Below are 16,741 nucleotides of genomic sequence, written 5' to 3' on the forward strand. Positions count from 1 at the left end.
ACCGGTCACAACCCACACGACCCCAGACCAGACAAACACCCCAGCCGGACACCGGGCGGGGGCACCCCGGGCGCCCAGGACGATGATCCACTCCAAATCGCCGATACGGTGCCATTCAGGACACCGAGACACCGCCACATCGGCGACTTGGCGTCGATCATGAAACGGGCGGGGGCCGACAGGCCTCACCCCGCGAGGCGGGAGCGGACCTTTCTGGCGGAGGTGTCCAGGATCGTCTGCGCGTCGAGCCCCAGACTCTCGATCGCCACGAGCGCGGTGAGTGCCACGTCGGCCAACTCCGCCGCCACGTCCTCGCGGGTGTGGGTGACGCCTTTGCGCGGATTCTGTCCGAGCAGGCCGATCCAGGCGGCGGACGCCTCCCCCGCCTCCTCGGTCAGTTTGAGGATGCGGCAGGTCAGTTCCGTCTGCCCGGTGCCGTTCGCCGCGTCCAGCCAGCCGCGCATCGCTCGGACCGCGTCCCAGATCGAGTCGTCCACGGGGACCAGTCAACCCGACCGCCCGGCCCGAGCGCGTACCCGGGCCGGTAACGGAGACGGGCACCCGTCCGGCCCGACCTGACCGGCCGGACAGTCGCGTCTGAGCGGCCGGTCAGCGTACCCATTGACTCCGGTCTACGGCGGTCCTAGGTTCAGGGCGCTACCGGCCGGTAGGCAACCGTCCCGCCTGGTCGCCCCCGGAGGCGACATCCGTCCGATGGGGAGCGTCGATGCTGTCCACACCCGTTCGTACCCTGCGCCGCCTGGTCGCGGCCACCGCGACCCTCATTCTGGCCGTCGGGCTGGCCGGCGCCGCGCCAGCCGCCGCCTCCGGCCGCGATCCCGGGGGCGGCCAGCCGCTGCCCGGGTACACCATCGAGAACCCGCCGCTGGCCCCGCTGGTCGTGGGCGGGCGGCCGACAACGGTACGCCAGGGCGTGCACCGCCACGCCGGGTACATCATCGAGGTCCCCGCCCGGTGGAACGGCGACCTGGTGCTGTGGGCGCACGGCTACCGCGGTCAGGGCACGGTGCTCTCGCCGGAGCCTCCCGCGTACGAGCTGCGCCAGCGCCTGCTGGAGCAGGGGTACGCGTGGGCGTCCTCGTCGTACGACCGCAACGGCTTCGACATCCGTTCCGGGGTGCTGGGCACCAGAGACCTGGCCGACCACTTCGGACGGACCGTCCGCAAGCCGCACCGCACCTACCTCGCCGGTGTGTCGATGGGCGGGTACGTCATCGGCCGTTCCCTGGAGCAGTACCCGGGCTTCTACGACGGGGCGCTGCCCATGTGCGGGGTGCTCGGCGACCAGACGCTGCTCGACTTCTACCTGGACTACAACCTGGTCGCGCAGGCCCTGGCCGAGGTGCCTGCCTATCCCACGCCGGCCGACTATTTGAGCAACGCGGTCCCGCGCATCCAGGTGGCGCTCGGCCTGGCCGGGCTGACCCCCACCGGGCCGGACACCACTACCGAACGGGGCAAGCAGCTGCGGGCCATCACGGTGAACCGTTCGGGCGGGCCGCGTCCGGGAGCCGACGCCGCGTTCGCGGTGTGGAAGGACTTCCTCTTCTCCATCAGCGTGCCCACCGGGAGCGGCAACTCCCCCGCCCAGCGGCCCGGGCAGCTGTCCACCAACCTGCTCACCCGCTACACCCCGAACAGCCCGGTGGACGTCAACGCCACAGTGCTGCGGGTCGCCCCGGAGAACGTCGTGCAGCGACTCCTGCCGACGCTTACCGAGGTGCCGCGGATCGCCGGCCGGCCCACCGCGCCGGTGCTCAGCCTGCACGGTCTCGGTGACCTGTTCGTGCCGTTCAGCATGGAGCAGGCGTACGCCACCGATGTGGCCCGCAACGGTCGCGGCCGGCTGGTGGTGCAGCGGGCCATCCGTGCCACGCAGCACTGCGAGTTCACCCCGAGCGAGGCGGGCGCCGCGTGGGACGACCTGGTGTCCTGGGTACGCACCGGCAAGCGTCCGGCCGGTGACACCGTGACCGATCCGGCGGTGGTGGCCCGGGCCGACTACGGCTGCCGGTTCAGTGACCGGGCCGCGTACGCCGCAGGCGTCGGCACTCGCCGCCTCTACCCCGCCTGCTGAGTACGAGAGAACCGGCCGGCTCCCGTGCGGGGAGCCGGCCGGTTCTCGTGTGCGGGTGTCACCAGAGCTGCTGGACGATGTCCGCCGCCTGCTCCTCCCACTGCGCGTACGCGTACGGGAAGGCGGAGACCTGCACGGTCTGCGCGGCGGTGGTCAGCGGCAGGTCCTGCCAGCCGCCCACGTTCTTGAGCGCGGTGAAGAACGCCGTGGCCGAGTACTCCGGGTCGGTGATCTGCTCGGGCGTGCCCCAACCGGACGACGGGCGCTGCTGGAACAGGCCCTGCGAGTCGTGGTCGTTGTACGCGCCGAGGTGGCCGAGGTTGTACAGCTTCGACTCCTGCAACGAGGTGGCGACGCCGATCACGGCGCCCCGGTCACCGACGCCCGTCTTCTTGGCGGCGTCGACGATCGCCCGCGCGTTGTCGAGCTGCGCCTTGTCGAGCGGGATGCGCGACTGGGCGCCCTCGATGCCGTGCGGGATGAGCTGGTCCCGGCTGGGCTTGCCGGCCGGCGGCTTGCCGGTGGCGGAGCCGGTGGTCAGGCCCGACTCGGCGGGCTGGTCCTCCTGCCGCGCAGAGGTGGCGGCCTTGCCGGTGGCGAGGTCGATGGCGGCGACGGCGCCCTGGTGCGGTCCTGAGGTGACCGGGGCGGCAGCCGCGGTGGGCGCGAGCGCCAGGCCGCCGAGGGCAGCCACACCCACCACGCTCAGCGCGGTCTTGCGGTACGAGTCCTTAGCGATGGCGGGGAGCCATCGAGTGAAGTCGACCTTCACGATGGTTGCCCTTTCGATCGTGCGGAGCGCTCCGGGGTGAACACTCCTCGGGAGATGACCGCGGAAAGGGTTTGGGCTCCGGCGGTACGGGGGACACAACCAGCTTGGCGTGTCGGGCATTCCGGAAATGCCCGAGCTGGCGCAGCATGCGGTCCCGGTCACCCGGGCGAACCGGACGATCGGTGTGGACGGGCTGTGGACCGGTCAGCCGGCGTGCGGCGTGCCGAACCGGACGAGAACGTGCCAGAGCTGCTTGAGATGCTGAAGGGTGTCCGCGATCGGGCCCCGGTCCGCCCAACGGGCCGGCTCGGTGACCGCCGACGCCGCGCCCCGGCCGATCAGCGCCGCGTCCACAGGTGCGCCCGGTCGGGCGAACTCGCGGTGCAGACGCGCCGCCAACACCGGGATCGCGGGGCCCCGGAAGTCCGGGTCGACCCGATCGACCGCGAGCGTGAAGCCGGCGTGCCACCGCAGCGGGAAACCGTACCGCCTGGCGATCTGTTCCAGCGTCGCGCCGGTCGGGGTGCCGGCGAAGGACGGATCCGCCACCAGTTCCTCGACGTCCGTGGCGAGGTCCAGGGTGCCGTGGACCTGAGCCTCCACGTAGTCGTCAAGCGCGCGACCCGCCGTGGCCGGTGTGCCGGGCGCGTCCACAACCGTCCGTACCAGGGTGCCGACGTCCGTTCCCGCGCGTCCCAGGCAGGCCCCGGTGGCGGCGGTGGCGGTCAGCAACCCGGCGAGCACCGCCTCGAACGCGTCGGCGGTGCCCACCACACCCGGGCCGAGGTGGCTGTCGCCGAGGCAGAACGTGGCCCGGGACAGCACCGCCGGACGCAGCCGCAGGTGACAGGAGCCGAAGCGGGGGCAGGCGCCGTCCGGATGGTCGAGCAGGTTCAGCCCGCCGTAGGTGGGCCGGTCCGCCGGTGTCACCCCGGGCCGCTGGTACGCCCCGTCGAACATCCGCCGCTCCCAGCGGTCCCGGTCGCCGCCGGGGTACGGGCTGAGCCCGCCGTTGGAGATCCCTGTGACGAACTGACTGCGGTACACCCCGTCGTCGGCGAGGGCGGCGGCCACCGTCCGCCCGTCCGCGCCCAGCCGGTCCGGATGGAAGTTCACAGTGAGCCGGCCATGCCCGACGACCGAGGTCAGCACCTGCTCGGGCCGATGGTGGACGTCGGCGGCGGCGAACTCCCGCACGATTGTGGCGAGCGCGGCGGGACGCTCGACCACGGCGAGCGACCGCACGTACGCGACGGCGGCCGCCTGCGCGGCCCGGCCGGTCGTGGCGTGGACCCCTCCCGCGTCAGTCGTCGCCGTCATCAGCCGTCCCCAACTCCTCGAAGACCGTGATGTGCAGGTCGGCCGGGGCGTCGAGGCGGGAGTTGAGCGACTGCCAGGGGGTACGCGTCGGCGGCGCGACCTCGCTCGCGCCGGCGGCGACCAGTCGGGCGGTGGTCGCCTCGGCGTCGTCCACCTCGAAGGCCACCCGGATGCGCGGCGCCACCTGCCGGCCCACCTCGACCTCGTCGATCATGCGCTTCTGCGCCGGGTTGGCGATCTCCAGGGTGGCCCGGCCCGCGTCCAGGATCATCACCCGGGCGTCCCCCTCGCCGCTGAACGCCGCCTCCTCGCGCAGGCCCAGCGCGTCGCGGAAGAACGCCACGGCGGCGTCGTAATCGGCCGCCTCCACCACGAGGCGCAGCTGACGGACGGCGGGTACCTGGTGCTCGGCGGGCATGCGGGCGATCGTAACGCCGTAGGCTGACACCGTCCGGAAGGGAGTACGGATGGCCGACGAACACCTCCTGCGAGCGGTCGGCCGGGTCTCTTCGCCGCTTACCGACGCGGCGTCCGCGCCACGGCAGGGCGACGAGGGCGCGCCGGAGGCATGGCTGGTCTTCGACCCGCAGGTCGAGCGCGCCGTGCGCGACCTGCGGGTCGGCGGCGACCTGCTGGTGCTGACCTGGCTGGACCGGGCGCGGCGGGACGTGCTGGCGGTGCGTCCGCGCGGCGACGAGAGCCGCCCGGAGACGGGCGTGTTCAGCACCCGCTCGCCACACCGGCCCAACCCCATCGGCCTGCACCGGGTGCGGGTGCTCGCCGTGGACGGTCTGCGCCTGCGGGTGGCCGACCTGGAGGCACTCGACGGCACCCCGATCCTGGACGTCAAGCCGGTGCTGGGCGCGGCCGACGAGCGCTGACGCGCCCGCCGGCACGCGTGGGGCTCAGTGGCCCCGGGCCAGCCACTCCGGCAGGTGCGGCGCCTCCGCGCCGATCGTGGTGTCGTCGCCGTGCCCCGGGTGCACGACCGTCTCAGCCGGCAGCGTGAGCAGGCGGGTACGGATCGACCTGACGATCGTGTCGAAGTCGCTGAACGAGCGCCCGGTCGCGCCCGGCCCCCCGTTGAACAGCGTGTCGCCGGTGAACACCACGCCCAGACCCGGGGCGTGGAAGCTGCACGCGCCGGGGCTGTGCCCGGGGGTGTGCAGCACCCGCAGCGTGGTGCCGGCCACCTCGATGCCCTGCCCGTCGTGCAGCTCGCCGTGCGGCGGCAGGTGCGGGTGGACCATGTCCCACAGCACCCGGTCGGCGGCGTGCAGCAGCACCGGCGCGCCTGTGGCCTCGGCCAGTTCGGGCGCCACCCGGACGTGGTCGTCGTGCGCGTGGGTGGCGAGGATGGCCCGGACCCGGCGGTCCCCCACCAGGGCGAGGATCGCCTCCACGTCGTGCGGCGCGTCAAGCACGACGCATTCGCTGTCATCGCCGACGACCCACACGTTGTTGTCCACGTCGAAGGTCTGGCCGTCGAGGGAGAACGTGCCCGCGGTGACCGTACGGTCGACCCGGGCGGTCATCAGAACACCACCACCGAACGCAGCACGTCACCGCCGTGCATCCGGTCGAACGCGTTCTCGACCTGGTCGAGCGCGATCTCCTCGGTGACGAAGGCGTCCAGGTCGAGTCGGCCCTGAAGGTACAGCTCGGTGAGCATCGGGAAGTCGCGGCTGGGCAGGCAGTCGCCGTACCAGCTGGACTTGAGGGCGCCGCCACGGCCGAAGACGTCGAGCAGCGGCAGCTCGACCCGCATCTGCGGGGTCGGTACGCCGACGAGCACCACCGTGCCGGCCAGGTCCCGGGCGTAGAAGGCCTGCTTCCACGTCTCCGGGCGACCCACCGCGTCGATCACGACGTCGGCGCCGAAGCCACCGGTGGCGGCGCGGATCGCCTCGACCGGGTCGGTCTCGGAGGCGTTCACGGTGTGCGTGGCGCCGAACCTGCGGGCCCAGTCGAGCTTGCGGCTGTCGGTGTCCACCGCGACGATCGTCGTGGCGCCCGCGAGGGCCGCGCCGGCGACCGCCGCGTCCCCGACGCCACCGCAGCCGATCACCGCGACCGAGTCGCCCCGGGTGACGTTTCCGGTGTTCATGGCGGCGCCCAGCCCGGCCATCACCCCGCAGCCGAGCAGGCCCACGGCCGCCGGCCGCGCGGCCGGGTCGACCTTCGTGCACTGACCGGCGTGCACCAGGGTCTTCTCGGCGAACGCGCCGATGCCCAGCGCCGGGGTCAGCTCGGTGCCGTCGGTGAGGGTCATCCGCTGCGTGGCGTTGTGGGTGTCGAAGCAGTACCACGGCCGGCCGCGACGGCAGGCCCGGCACACCCCGCACACCGCGCGCCAGTTGAGCACCACGAAGTCACCGGGGGCGACGTCGGTGACGCCGGCGCCCACCTGCTCGACGATGCCCGCCGCCTCGTGACCGAGCAGGAACGGGTAGTCGTCGTTGATGCCGCCCTCGCGATAGTGCAGGTCGGTGTGGCAGACCCCGCAGGACTGGATCCGGACGACTGCCTCACCGGGGCCCGGATCGGGCACCACGATGGTGGTGACCTCGACCGGCACTCCCTTGCTGCGGGAGATGACTCCCCGGACTTCCTGGCTCACGTGGCCTCCTGCTGGTGGTGTGCGGCGGGGCCGGACGCCGGGTCAGCGGGTGCGCCGGGCTCGGCGGTGGGCCCTGGGGCGAACCTACCGCCACCACCACGACCAGCCCAGCCACCCCGGCGGGTTATCGCCGGCCGTCCCGGGTACGCGTGCCGCATTCGACCACGGCCACCGGGAGTGACAATGAAGCTCGCGCACCTGCCGCTGCGGGTCAGCATCGGCGCGTACATCCTCAACTCGGGTCTGGGTAAGCGGAATCTGGAGGGCGCCGCCGCGGAGGGCATGCACGGCATGGCGGTGGCCGCCATGCCCCAGCTCAATCAGTTCGAGCCGGCGCGGTTCGCGAAGCTGCTGTCGTACTCGGAGATCGCCCTGGGGGCCGCGCTGCTCACGCCGTTCGTCCCGGCGCCCCTGGTCGGGCTCGGCCTGACCGCGTTCGGCGCGGGGCTGGTGCAGCTGTACCTGAAGACACCGGGGATGCGGGAGCCGGGCAGCGTCCGCCCGACCCAGCAGGGCACCGGTCTCGCCAAGGACGTCTGGCTGGTCGGCGCGGGGCTGACCCTGGTGCTGGAGGGTCTGACCCACGGCCGCCGGCGACACTGACCGCACCTGCCGAGGAGCCGCGGTGACCAGGACCCCGTCGGTACGGCCGTTCTACCGGCCGATGCGGCCCCGCAGCCGGGACGAGCCGAACCGGGCGGCAACCCCGCTGGAACTGTTCTTCGACCTGTGCTTCGTGGTGGCCGTGGCGCAGGCGGCCGGCAGCCTGCACCACGACGTCTCCGAGGGGCACCTCGTCCACGCGCTGACCAGCTACCTGATGGTCTTCTTCGCGATCTGGTGGTCGTGGATGAACTTCACCTGGTTCGCGTCGGCCTACGACACCGACGACGACGTCTACCGGATCACGACCCTCGTGCAGATCGCCGGTGCCCTGATCATCGCCGCCGGGGTGCCACGGGCCTTCAGCGACGGCGACTTCAGCATCATCACGTACGGCTACGTGGTGATGCGGCTCGCGGCAGTCGTGCACTGGTCCCGGGCCGCGGCCGGTGACCCGGTGCACCGCCCGGCGGCCACGCGGTACGCCATCGGTGTCACGGTCGTCCAGCTCGGCTGGCTGCTGCGGCTGGTCCTGCCACAGGAGTGGGGCACCGCGTCGTTCCTGGTGCTGGCCCTGGCCGACCTGCTGGTGCCGGCGGTGGCCGAACGGCCCGGAATGACCCCCTGGCACCCCGGGCACATCACCGAACGGTACGGGCTGTTCACCCTCATCGTGCTCGGTGACGTGGTGCTGGCCACGTCGGTGGCCATCCAGACCGGAGTGGACGCGGGAGACCGTCAGCTCTGGACGCTGGCGGCGGCTGCAACGGTGATCGTGTTCGCACTGTGGTGGCTCTACTTCGACAGGCCCATCGAGGCGCCCGACCAACTGCCGTACTCGTTGGTCTGGGGCTACGGCCACTACCTGGTCTTCGCTGCGGTCGCGGCCGTCGGCGCCGGCCTGGGTGTGGCCGTCGACCACGAGCGGCACCTCGCGCACATCTCCGGCACCACCGCCGGGTACGCGCTCGCCGTCCCCGTCGCCGCCTTCCTGCTCACCATCTGGGTGCTGCACGTCCGTCGACAACAGCACGGCGCGGTGGTCGTGGCGTTCCCGGTGGTGGCACTGCTCGCGCTGCTCACGCCGTTGGGTCCGGCCCCGGTGTACGCGGTCGCGCTGCTGCTTGTGGCACTCGTGGCGTTTACCGTGCTGCTGCGCCGGCGCGACGTGCTGCCCGCGCCGGCGGTGCCCGGCGTCGGTTCGGGATGATCCGACCGGTATGGACCCGGACGCGCCCGGCCGGCCTGCCGATGGGCGCGTCGGCCCGAAGGTGGGCAGAATTGCGACATGCTTCGCCGCCGATGGTTGCTGGCCGATCAACTCGGGCCGCACTTCCTCGACGACCCCGATCAGCCGGTGCTGCTGGTGGAGATCCGTGACCTGTTCCGCCGCCGGCCGATGCACCGGCAGAAGGCGCACCTGATCCTCTCCGCGCTGCGCCACCGTGCGGCCGAGCTGGGTGACCGGGCGCTGGTGCTGCGGACCGACACCTTCCGGGAGGCGCTGGCACAGGTCGGTGAGCCCCTGGAGGTGTGCCATCCGCACTCCCGGGCGGCGCTGCGCTTCGCCCGGTCGGTGCCGGAGCTGACCGTGCTGCCCCCGCGCGGCTTCGTCACCAGCCAGGCCGACTTCGCCGGTTGGGCCGACCGCACCCGGCGCGGTCCGCTGCGGATGGCCGACTTCTACCGGCACGCCCGCCGCCGGCACGACGTGCTGACCGCCCCGGCCGGCGGGGCCGGGGCGGCCCGGCGTACCCGCGCCGAGGACCACGGCGTGCCGACGCCGCCGCCCGTACCGCCGCCGATCGTCGAGGACGAGATCGACGCGCAGGTACGCCGCGACCTGGACCGGTGGGCCGCCGACGGGGTGCGTTTCGTGGGCCGCGACGGCCCCCGCCGACACCCGGCCACGCACGCCGAGGCGCAGGCCCGCCTGGCGCACTTCCTGACCCACCGACTGCCGGATTACGGCCGCTACGCCGACGTGATGAGCGTCGACGACCCGCTGCTGGCGCACTCCGCGCTCTCGTCCTCGTTCAATTTGGGACTGCTCGACCCGGAGCCGGCGATCCGCGCCGCCGAACAGGCGTGGCGCAGCGGCGCGGCCCCGCGGACGGCGGTGGAGCCGTTCATCCGGGGCCTGCTCGGCTGGCGGGAGTTCCTGTGGCAGCTGTACTGGTACTTCGAGCCGCCGTACCGGGGCGCGAACTGGCTGGGCGCGACCGAGCCGTTGCCGCAGTGGTTCGTCGAGCTGGACGCCGACGCGGTGGAGGCGCGCTGCCTGGCCGACGTGCTCGCCGCCGTACGGGACCGGGCGTGGACCCACCACAGCCCCCGCCTGCTGGTGCTCGGCAACTACGCGTTGCAGCGCGGCTGGCGCCCGTCCGAGCTGGCGGACTGGTTCCAGCTGTGCTTCGTCGACGGCACCGACTGGGTGATGAACGCGACTGTCGTCGGGATGAGCCAGTACGCCGACCTGGCCCGGATCGACACCCGCCCGTACGCGGTGGGCGGCACCGACATCGACGAGATCAGTGACTACTGCGCCGGGTGCCGCTATGTCCCCGAGCGGGCGCTGGGCGACCTGGCCTGCCCGTACACCGGGGGTTTCGAGAGTTTCCTGCACCGCAACCGGGAGCGGTTGGTGGCCGATCCGCGGCTCGCCGCCGAGTTGGACAGCCGCGACGACCCGGAGCACCGCGAGGCGGTGCTGGCGCAGGAGGAGAAGCGGGGCAGCACGCCGCCGTGAGCGGACCTGCCGTCACACCGCGTCGCGGGCGGTGTCGGCGGAGCGCTGCGCGGGCACGGGCGGGGCCGGCCGGACGACTCCGCGGTTGAGGCCGGTCACCAGCAGCCTGTTGTACGAGGCCGGCAGGACCCGGGCCAGCAGGTCGGGCACCTTCGCCGACCAGCCGATCAGCACCCGGCCCCGGCGCCGCTCGACGCCACGCAGGATCACCTCGGCGGCCCGCTGCGGCGCGATGGTGAGCAGCTTCTCGAACTGGGCGCGGCCGGCGGCGTACTCCTCGTGCGAGACGCCGCTGCCGATCCGGGCGTTCTCGGTGATCCGGGTACGGATGCCGCCGGGGTGCACCGACGTCACGCCGATGCCGTCGTCGACCAGTTCGTGGCGCAGCGCCTCGGTGAGGCCGCGCACCGCGAACTTGCTCGCCGCGTACGCGGTCTGCCCGGCCGGCGCGATCAGCCCGAACAGGCTGGAGATGTTCACCAGGTGCGCGCCGGGTTCCGCCTTGAGGGTGGGCAGCAGCGCGTGGGTCAGCTGCGCCACGGCCCTGAAGTTGACGTCGATGACCCAGCTGAACTCGGCGAACGTCACCTGGTCGAACCGGCCGCCGAGGCCGACGCCCGCGTTGTTCACCAACAGCCGTACGCGGGGATGCCGCTGGCGGATCTCCTCGGCCACCGCGGCGGTGGCCGACGCGTCGGCGAGGTCCACGACGTGGGTGTGCACCCGCCGGCCCGGGTGTTCGGCGCGGATCGCCGCGGCGACCGCGTCCAGCCGTTCGGTGTCGCGGTCCAGCAGGACCAGGTCGCTGCCCCGGCGGGCCAGCGCCTGCGCCAACGCCTCGCCGATGCCGCTGGCCGCGCCTGTGACGACGGCTGTCGCGCCGGTGAACTCAAACCTGCGCACGGGTGCTCCTTTCCTGCCGGGTGGCGCGGGAGAACCGCACCCCCTCGTCGGTGAGCCGGCCGTGTCGCATGAGAAGCACGTCACGGGCGTAGTTCTGGTACAGCCGCCACGGCGCGTTCGCGCCCTGCCGGGGCAGCGCGTCGACGCTGCGCAGCACGTAGGAGGAGCGCAGGTCGATCAGCGGCACCCGCTCGTCGTCGGGCGGCGGGAGCGGGGTGACGACCTGCTGGCCGGTGCGGTCCAGGTGCCGCAGCAGCCGGCAGACGTAACCGGCGACCAGGTCGGCCTTCAACGTCCACGACGCGTTCGTGTAGCCGAGGGTCAACGCGAAGTTCGGCACCCCGGACAGCATCATGCCCTTGTAGGCGACGGCGTCGGCCAGGTCGACCTCGACACCGTCGACGCGCAGGGTCAGCCCGCCGATGGCCAGCAGGTTGAGCCCGGTGGCGGTGACCACGACGTCGGCGGGCAGCTCGGCGCCGGAGGTCAGCCGGACGCCGTGCGGCGTGAACGTGTCGATGGTGTCGGTGGCCACCGACGCCCGGCCCTGGGCCACGGCCGTGAACAGGTCGCCGTCGGGTGCCACGCAGAGCCGCTGGTCCCACGGGTCGTAGCGGGGTGAGAAGTGCCTGTCGACGTCGTACCCCACCGGGAGCCGGCCCGTCGTGGCCCGGCGCAGCATCCGCCTCACCAGCCGCGGCGCCCGCCGGCTGAGCTGGAAGGTGATCGTGGACATCAGCACGTTCTTCCAGCGCACGACCGGATACGCGACGGTCGCCGGCAGGACGCGCCGCAGCGCGTCGGCCAGCCTGTCGCGCGAGGGCAGGGCCAGGACGTACGTGGGTGAGCGCTGGAGCATCGTCACGTGGGCGGCCCGCTCGGCCATCGCCGGCACCAGTGTCACGGCGGTGGCGCCGCTGCCGATCACCACCACCCGCTTGCCGGCGTAGTCGAGGTCGTCGGGCCAGTGCTGCGGGTGCACCAGCCGGCCGGCGTACGCGTCGAGGCCGGGCAGCGGTGGGGTGTAACCCTCGTCGTAGCGGTAGTAACCGGTGCAGGCGAACAGGAACGAGCAGGTCAGGACGACCGGCTCGCCGGTGTCGGTGCGCTGGGCGCGTACCGTCCAGCGGGCGGTGGCGCTGTCCCAGTCGGCCTGCGTCACCCGGTGGTTGAAGCGGATGTGCCGCTGCACGTCGTACTCGCGGGCGGTGTCCCGGACGTACTCCCGGATCGTCCCGCCGTCGGCGATGGCCTTCGGCGCGGTCCACGGCTTGAAGGAGTAGCCGAGGGTGAACATGTCCGAGTCACTCCGGATGCCCGGATAGCGGAACAGGTCCCAGGTGCCGCCGACGGCGTCGCGCGCCTCCAGCACCGCGTACGTCTTGTCGGGGCAGTCGCGGCGCAGGTGGCAGGCGGCGCCGACGCCGGACAGGCCGGCACCGATGATCAGCACGTCGACGTGGTCGGGGGTCATGGGCGCTCCTGGATCCGGGGCGGTGGACGGACACTAACACCGCGCCCACCGCCCCGTCGCCGGGCGGAGTCAGTCGGCCGCCCGGCTGAACGTCATGATCCAGTTGGTTTCCCAGGTGCGCTCGCCGTCGACCGAGAACGCCTGCTCCCAGCGCGCGGTGCTCGCGCTGATGTCCGACCAGATGAACCGGCACCGGACCGGACGCCCCTCGTGCTGGTCGTCGGCGTAGAAGCGGCCCACCCCGTCGACGAAACGGCCCACCATCGGGGGTTGCTCCAACTCGCCGCGACAGCTGTTCATCCAGTAGATCGACCACTGCCCGGTGGCCGGGTCGAAGATCCGCAGCGTCGCGCCGGAGAAACCCTTCGTCGGGAAGGTGATCTCGTCGAAGTGGCCGCCGCCGGCGAAGAAGCCGTGCGCGACCGACACCCCCGGGAACTCCTCCCACTCGTCGGAGCCGGCCAGCCGCTCGCGCAGCCGGCGGTTGACCACGTTCCAGGTGCCCACGAAGAAGTCGAAGTCGCCCATCAGCGGCCCACCGGCCCTTCCGCTCGCGTGTCGCCCAGATAACCGGTCAGGTCGGGACGTTCCGGCGCGAGCATGTGCCGTATCCAGGCGGCCCGTTCGTGCTCGAACACCGCCAACTCCCAGACGCAGCCCACTGCGGGGCGGCGGAGCGTCACGAAGTTCGTCGGGTCCTGGTCCAGGCAGTCCAGCGCGGGCTGCCCGGCCGCCGCGACGCGCACCTCCACCGCGTTGTCCCACACCCAGGTGTACGCCAGCAGGTAGGCGCCCGTGTCCGCGCCCCGGTGCAGCACCACCCACCCGGCGGCCGGGGTGCCGTCGTCCGGGACGTCGGCCAGCAGCGCGGGCAGCATGTCGTACGCGGCCTTCTGCACCTCCGGCTCGAGGGGCCGCTGCGGCTGGTCGATGTGATAGCGCTTGAGCTGCCGACCGTCCACGGTGACCGGTCCGGGTGCTCGCAGGTCCTTGTCGCGAAATGCCATGCCGGGACGGTAGGACCCCTTCCCTGACAGCTAGTGTCAGTGAAGTGCGGGCCAGTCGACTCCTCTCCGTCCTGCTGCTGCTCCAGGCGCACGGCCGGCTGACCGCCGCGCAGCTAGCCGAGCGGCTGTCCGTCTCCCCCCGCACCATCTACCGGGACGTCGAGTCGTTGCACGCCGCCGGCATCCCGCTGTACGGCGAGGCCGGGCACGCCGGCGGCTACCAGCTCGTCGACGGTTGGCGCACCCGGCTGACCGGTCTCACCGCCGAGGAGGCCGACCGGCTCTTCCTGGCCGGGCTGCCCGGCCCCGCCGACGAGCTGGGCTACGGCGACGTGGTGGCGGCACTGCGACTCAAGCTGCACGCCGCGCTTCCGGCCCCCCTGCGCGACCGGGCCACCCAACTCCAGCAACGCTTCCACCTGGACACGCCCGGCTGGTACGCCGACGGCGACACCTCACCCGAGCTGGCCCGCACCGCCGAGGCGGTGTGGCGCCAGCACCGCGTCGAGGTACGCTACCGCAGCTGGAAGGGCGACGTGACACGGGTGCTGGAGCCGTACGGTCTGGTGCTCAAGGGCGGCCGGTGGTACGTGGTGGCCGACCAGCCGGGCCGGGGCCGACCGGCGACCTACCGGGTCAACCAGATCCGGGCGCTGACCCCCCTGACCGAGGAGTTCGACAGGCCCGCCGACTTCGACCTGCCGTCCTGGTGGCGGGCGCACGTGGCCCGGTTCCGGGCGGAACTGCACCGCGACGAGGCCACCGTCCGGCTCTCCCCCGCCGGCCGGGAACGGCTGCGGGAGATCGGCAGCGATCCGGTGGTGGCAGCCGTGGACGCCAGCGCCGGTCCGCCGGACGCCCGGGGCTGGGTGACCGCGGTGCTGCCGATCGAGTCGCTCACCCACGCCCACGGCGACCTGCTGCGCCTCGGCGCGGAGGTGGAGGTGCTGACACCTGTCGCGCTCCGCGAGCGGCTGGCCGCCACGGCGTCGGGGCTGGCCGCCCTCTACGCACCCGCCCCGCAACCGGACACCCGCGCCGATACGGCAGGTGACCGGGGGTGACGTAGGCCGCTCGTGGTGGCCGGTTGCACGGGTCTGGGAGAGTGTGTGCTCGTGGACGCGCTAGCGGTACGGGGACTCAGCCGTAACTTCGGCAACCTGGTGGTGCTCGACGACGTGAGCTTCACGCTTCCGCCCGGGCGGATCGCCGTGGTGCTCGGCCCCAACGGCAGCGGCAAGACCACACTGCTGCGCTGCGTCGTCGGCGCCGACCGGCCGGACGCGGGCGAGGTGCGGGTGCACGGTTACCGGGCCGACGAGACCGACCCGCAGGTACGGGCGCTGATGGCCGCCGCCCTTGACGACATCGACTTCTTCCCCGACCTGTCAGTCGTCGAGCACCTGGAACTCGTCGCGTACGCCCACGGGGGCAGCGCCGAGCCGGTCGAGGAGGTCATCACCGAGCTGGGCCTGGGGCCGGCCCGCGACCAACTGCCTGTCACCCTGTCCAGTGGGCAGCGCCGACGGCTCGCCCTGGCGTCGTGCTTCGTCCGGCCCCGTCGGGTGCTCATCCTCGACGAGCCGGAGCAGCGCCTCGACGTCGGCGGCCGGCAGTGGCTCGCCGACCGGCTGCGCCGCGAACGCGACGCCGGCACCACGGTGCTGCTGGCCTCGCACGACCCGGAACTGATCGACGCGGTCGTCGACGAGCGGATCGAGATCGGCAGGTGACCGCCCCGCCGGCCACCGTCGCCGAGGCGCCGGCCGGGCTGCCCACGGCCCGCCAGGTCCGTACCCACCTGCGCCTGGCCCGCCGCCGGCACCACGAGCACTCCCTCGGCGACGTGCTGGGCGACGCGTACGTGATGGTGCTGTTCGTCGGCATGTACGGCTGGTTCGCGATAAGCGCGAGCCGGGACATGCTGGCCTCCCCCACCGTGGGGCAGGCCGAGCCGGGAGTGCGGTGGTGGCTGGCCGTCGCCGCGCTCCTCACCGGCGCCGGGCTGGCCTGGCGTGGCCTGCGCGCGTTCGGCCCGCTGCTGGTCACCCCGGCCACCCAGAGCTGGGTGACGAGCGCGCCTGTCGACAGGCGGGCCTGGCTGGCGCCGCGCCTCGCGGTCCTGCTGGCCGGCGCCGCCGCCGGCACCGCGCTGCTCGGCGTGGCCGTGGCGGCGCTCGGCGGCGTCAGCGACCCGGCGGCGCTCGGCTGGGCGGCGGGCGCCGGCGCGGGCTGGGGTGCCGCCGCGCTGGCGCTGAGCGTCGTCGCCCAGAGCAGCCGGGCGGGTCGACGATGGCCCACAGTGGCCGGAGCGGTCCCCATGGTGGCCGCCGCCGTCATCACCGCCCTCGTGGTGCTCACCGGTCGCCTCGGCGACGGGCTGCCCCGGCCGGCGTCGACGCCGACGATCGCCCTGGTCGCCCTCGGGGTGCCCCTCGCGGTGGTCGGCACGGTCCTCGCGGTACGGGCGCTGCCGCGGGTCGACCGGGCCACCCTGACCACCGGCGCGCAGTTCGCCAACGCTGCCGCCACTGCCACCATCCTGCTCGACCCGAGCCTGCTCACCGGTCTGGTGGAGAGCCGCCGGTGGCGCCGGATCGGCCGGGTACGCAGCGGCCGTTTCCTGCCCGGCCCGGGCTGGTGGGCGCTGCTCCAGGCCGACGTGCGCCGGCTGCGCCGCCACCCCAGCGCCCTGCTGATCTGGGCGGCCCTGATCGGGGTCCAGTACGCTGCCGCGCTCGCCCTGCCCGGGCTGGCCGGCGCCGCGCAGGTGGTGTTCGCGTACCTCGCCGCCGCCCGGCTGACCGGCGGACTGCGCGCGATCAGCAGGTCGACCGGGCTGCGCCGGGCGCTCGGCGGCAGCGACGCCCTGCTGCGCGGCATCCACGTGGTGGTGCCGGCGCTCGGCGCGGGCCTGTGGTGGCTGGCGACCCTGCCGACGGTCGAGCCCGGGCCGGCGTGGCTCGCGCCGACCCTGGCGCTCGGCGTGGTGGCCGCCGCCTTCCGCGCCGCCACCCGCCCACCCATCGACTACGGCGGCGCGACCGTCAACACGCCGTTCGGCATGGTCCCCGTCGACCTGATGAGGCAGGGCGCACGCGGGCCGGCGCTGCTCGCCGTGCTCGTCCTCGTCCAGCTGTTCCTGGGCTGACCGGGCGCTCGTCGCCCAGGGCGTGCCTGTGCTCAAGCCCTGGG

General features: G+C 73.3%; 18 protein-coding genes. 8 read left to right on the forward strand and 10 right to left on the reverse strand.

The features are described 5' to 3' along the window. Positions 1-185: 185 nt before the first annotated feature. Positions 186-497: a MazG-like family protein gene (locus ACZ6N8_RS28715; protein ID WP_387121273.1), complete on the reverse strand. Its 312-nt coding sequence runs from the start codon at positions 495-497 to the stop codon at positions 186-188. 230 nt (positions 498-727) lie between these two features. On the opposite strand from ACZ6N8_RS28715, the gene ACZ6N8_RS28720 reads away from it, so the two are divergent. Further along, complete coding sequence (locus tag ACZ6N8_RS28720; protein WP_466013848.1) at positions 728-2,098, forward strand: hypothetical protein; 1,371 nt, start codon at positions 728-730, stop codon at positions 2,096-2,098. 58 nt (positions 2,099-2,156) lie between these two features. Here the strand turns inward: ACZ6N8_RS28720 and ACZ6N8_RS28725 are convergent, their stop codons facing one another. From ACZ6N8_RS28725 to ACZ6N8_RS28735, 3 genes are all read right to left on the reverse strand, one after another. After that, entirely contained in the window at positions 2,157-2,870 is a 714-nt protein-coding gene (locus tag ACZ6N8_RS28725) for a hypothetical protein (protein WP_466013849.1), read from the reverse strand. 204 nt (positions 2,871-3,074) lie between these two features. Next, positions 3,075-4,190 (reverse strand): DUF3626 domain-containing protein, encoded by a 1,116-nt coding sequence (locus tag ACZ6N8_RS28730; protein WP_466013850.1) that lies wholly within the window; start codon positions 4,188-4,190, stop codon positions 3,075-3,077. Next, entirely contained in the window at positions 4,174-4,608 is a 435-nt protein-coding gene (locus ACZ6N8_RS28735; RefSeq protein WP_466013852.1) for a VOC family protein, read from the reverse strand. The genes ACZ6N8_RS28730 and ACZ6N8_RS28735 overlap by 17 nt, the downstream gene beginning before the upstream one ends. 49 nt (positions 4,609-4,657) lie before the next feature. Here ACZ6N8_RS28735 and tsaA point away from each other — a divergent pair, with 49 nt between their 5' ends. Next, positions 4,658-5,071 (forward strand): tRNA (N6-threonylcarbamoyladenosine(37)-N6)-methyltransferase TrmO, encoded by a 414-nt coding sequence (gene tsaA, locus ACZ6N8_RS28740; RefSeq protein WP_466013854.1) that lies wholly within the window; start codon positions 4,658-4,660, stop codon positions 5,069-5,071. A gap of 24 nt (positions 5,072-5,095) precedes the next feature. Here the strand turns inward: tsaA and ACZ6N8_RS28745 are convergent, their stop codons facing one another. Further along, complete coding sequence (locus ACZ6N8_RS28745; protein ID WP_466013856.1) at positions 5,096-5,725, reverse strand: MBL fold metallo-hydrolase; 630 nt, start codon at positions 5,723-5,725, stop codon at positions 5,096-5,098. After that, positions 5,725-6,810: an S-(hydroxymethyl)mycothiol dehydrogenase gene (locus ACZ6N8_RS28750; RefSeq protein ID WP_466013858.1), complete on the reverse strand. Its 1,086-nt coding sequence runs from the start codon at positions 6,808-6,810 to the stop codon at positions 5,725-5,727. The genes ACZ6N8_RS28745 and ACZ6N8_RS28750 overlap by 1 nt, the downstream gene beginning before the upstream one ends. 183 nt (positions 6,811-6,993) lie before the next feature. Here ACZ6N8_RS28750 and ACZ6N8_RS28755 point away from each other — a divergent pair, with 183 nt between their 5' ends. From ACZ6N8_RS28755 to ACZ6N8_RS28765, 3 genes are all read left to right on the forward strand, one after another. Further along, positions 6,994-7,413 (forward strand): hypothetical protein, encoded by a 420-nt coding sequence (locus tag ACZ6N8_RS28755; RefSeq protein ID WP_466013860.1) that lies wholly within the window; start codon positions 6,994-6,996, stop codon positions 7,411-7,413. A gap of 22 nt (positions 7,414-7,435) precedes the next feature. Continuing rightward, on the forward strand, positions 7,436-8,623 hold the full coding sequence (locus ACZ6N8_RS28760; protein ID WP_466013862.1) for a low temperature requirement protein A: 1,188 nt from the start codon (positions 7,436-7,438) through the stop codon (positions 8,621-8,623). A 78-nt stretch (positions 8,624-8,701) separates the two neighbouring features. Continuing rightward, positions 8,702-10,162, forward strand: coding sequence for a cryptochrome/photolyase family protein (locus ACZ6N8_RS28765; protein ID WP_466013864.1), 1,461 nt, complete (start codon positions 8,702-8,704; stop codon positions 10,160-10,162). 12 nt (positions 10,163-10,174) lie between these two features. Here ACZ6N8_RS28765 and ACZ6N8_RS28770 read toward each other — a convergent pair whose 3' ends face one another. The 4 genes from ACZ6N8_RS28770 to ACZ6N8_RS28785 form a co-directional block, all read right to left on the reverse strand. Then, positions 10,175-11,065: an SDR family NAD(P)-dependent oxidoreductase gene (locus ACZ6N8_RS28770; protein ID WP_466013866.1), complete on the reverse strand. Its 891-nt coding sequence runs from the start codon at positions 11,063-11,065 to the stop codon at positions 10,175-10,177. Continuing rightward, positions 11,052-12,539 carry a flavin-containing monooxygenase gene (locus ACZ6N8_RS28775; protein ID WP_466013868.1) on the reverse strand — a complete coding sequence of 496 codons (1,488 nt, stop codon included), beginning with the start codon at positions 12,537-12,539 and terminating at the stop codon, positions 11,052-11,054. The genes ACZ6N8_RS28770 and ACZ6N8_RS28775 overlap by 14 nt, the downstream gene beginning before the upstream one ends. A gap of 69 nt (positions 12,540-12,608) precedes the next feature. Beyond that, complete coding sequence (locus tag ACZ6N8_RS28780) at positions 12,609-13,067, reverse strand: hypothetical protein (protein WP_466013870.1); 459 nt, start codon at positions 13,065-13,067, stop codon at positions 12,609-12,611. Then, positions 13,067-13,546, reverse strand: a complete 480-nt coding sequence (locus tag ACZ6N8_RS28785; protein WP_466013872.1) for a hypothetical protein — start codon at positions 13,544-13,546, stop codon at positions 13,067-13,069. The genes ACZ6N8_RS28780 and ACZ6N8_RS28785 overlap by 1 nt, the downstream gene beginning before the upstream one ends. A gap of 44 nt (positions 13,547-13,590) precedes the next feature. On the opposite strand from ACZ6N8_RS28785, the gene ACZ6N8_RS28790 reads away from it, so the two are divergent. Genes ACZ6N8_RS28790 through ACZ6N8_RS28800 form a run of 3 tightly spaced genes read left to right on the forward strand, consistent with a single transcriptional unit; the run spans position 13,591 to position 16,697 of the window. Continuing rightward, positions 13,591-14,610 carry a helix-turn-helix transcriptional regulator gene (locus ACZ6N8_RS28790; protein WP_466013874.1) on the forward strand — a complete coding sequence of 340 codons (1,020 nt, stop codon included), beginning with the start codon at positions 13,591-13,593 and terminating at the stop codon, positions 14,608-14,610. A 51-nt stretch (positions 14,611-14,661) separates the two neighbouring features. Next, entirely contained in the window at positions 14,662-15,279 is a 618-nt protein-coding gene (locus ACZ6N8_RS28795) for an ABC transporter ATP-binding protein (protein ID WP_466013876.1), read from the forward strand. Next, entirely contained in the window at positions 15,276-16,697 is a 1,422-nt protein-coding gene (locus tag ACZ6N8_RS28800) for a DUF6297 family protein (RefSeq protein WP_466013878.1), read from the forward strand. Before ACZ6N8_RS28795 ends, ACZ6N8_RS28800 begins: the two co-directional genes overlap by 4 nt. Positions 16,698-16,741 lie beyond the last annotated feature (44 nt).

Source organism: Micromonospora sp. NPDC047521 (assembly GCF_055587305.1).

What these genes read in the sequence shown, in the direction of transcription:
- ACZ6N8_RS28735 (WP_466013852.1), bottom strand. Translation starts at nt 4,608, where the DNA reads ATGCCCGCCGAGCACCAGGTACCCGCCGTCCGTCAGCTGCGCCTCGTG.
- ACZ6N8_RS28745 (WP_466013856.1), bottom strand. Translation starts at nt 5,725, where the DNA reads ATGACCGCCCGGGTCGACCGTACGGTCACCGCGGGCACGTTCTCCCTC.
- ACZ6N8_RS28755 (WP_466013860.1), top strand. Translation starts at nt 6,994, where the DNA reads ATGAAGCTCGCGCACCTGCCGCTGCGGGTCAGCATCGGCGCGTACATC.
- tsaA (WP_466013854.1), top strand. Translation starts at nt 4,658, where the DNA reads ATGGCCGACGAACACCTCCTGCGAGCGGTCGGCCGGGTCTCTTCGCCG.
- ACZ6N8_RS28765 (WP_466013864.1), top strand. Translation starts at nt 8,702, where the DNA reads ATGCTTCGCCGCCGATGGTTGCTGGCCGATCAACTCGGGCCGCACTTC.
- ACZ6N8_RS28775 (WP_466013868.1), bottom strand. Translation starts at nt 12,539, where the DNA reads ATGACCCCCGACCACGTCGACGTGCTGATCATCGGTGCCGGCCTGTCC.
- ACZ6N8_RS28720 (WP_466013848.1), top strand. Translation starts at nt 728, where the DNA reads ATGCTGTCCACACCCGTTCGTACCCTGCGCCGCCTGGTCGCGGCCACC.
- ACZ6N8_RS28780 (WP_466013870.1), bottom strand. Translation starts at nt 13,067, where the DNA reads ATGGGCGACTTCGACTTCTTCGTGGGCACCTGGAACGTGGTCAACCGC.
- ACZ6N8_RS28785 (WP_466013872.1), bottom strand. Translation starts at nt 13,546, where the DNA reads ATGGCATTTCGCGACAAGGACCTGCGAGCACCCGGACCGGTCACCGTG.
- ACZ6N8_RS28730 (WP_466013850.1), bottom strand. Translation starts at nt 4,190, where the DNA reads ATGACGGCGACGACTGACGCGGGAGGGGTCCACGCCACGACCGGCCGG.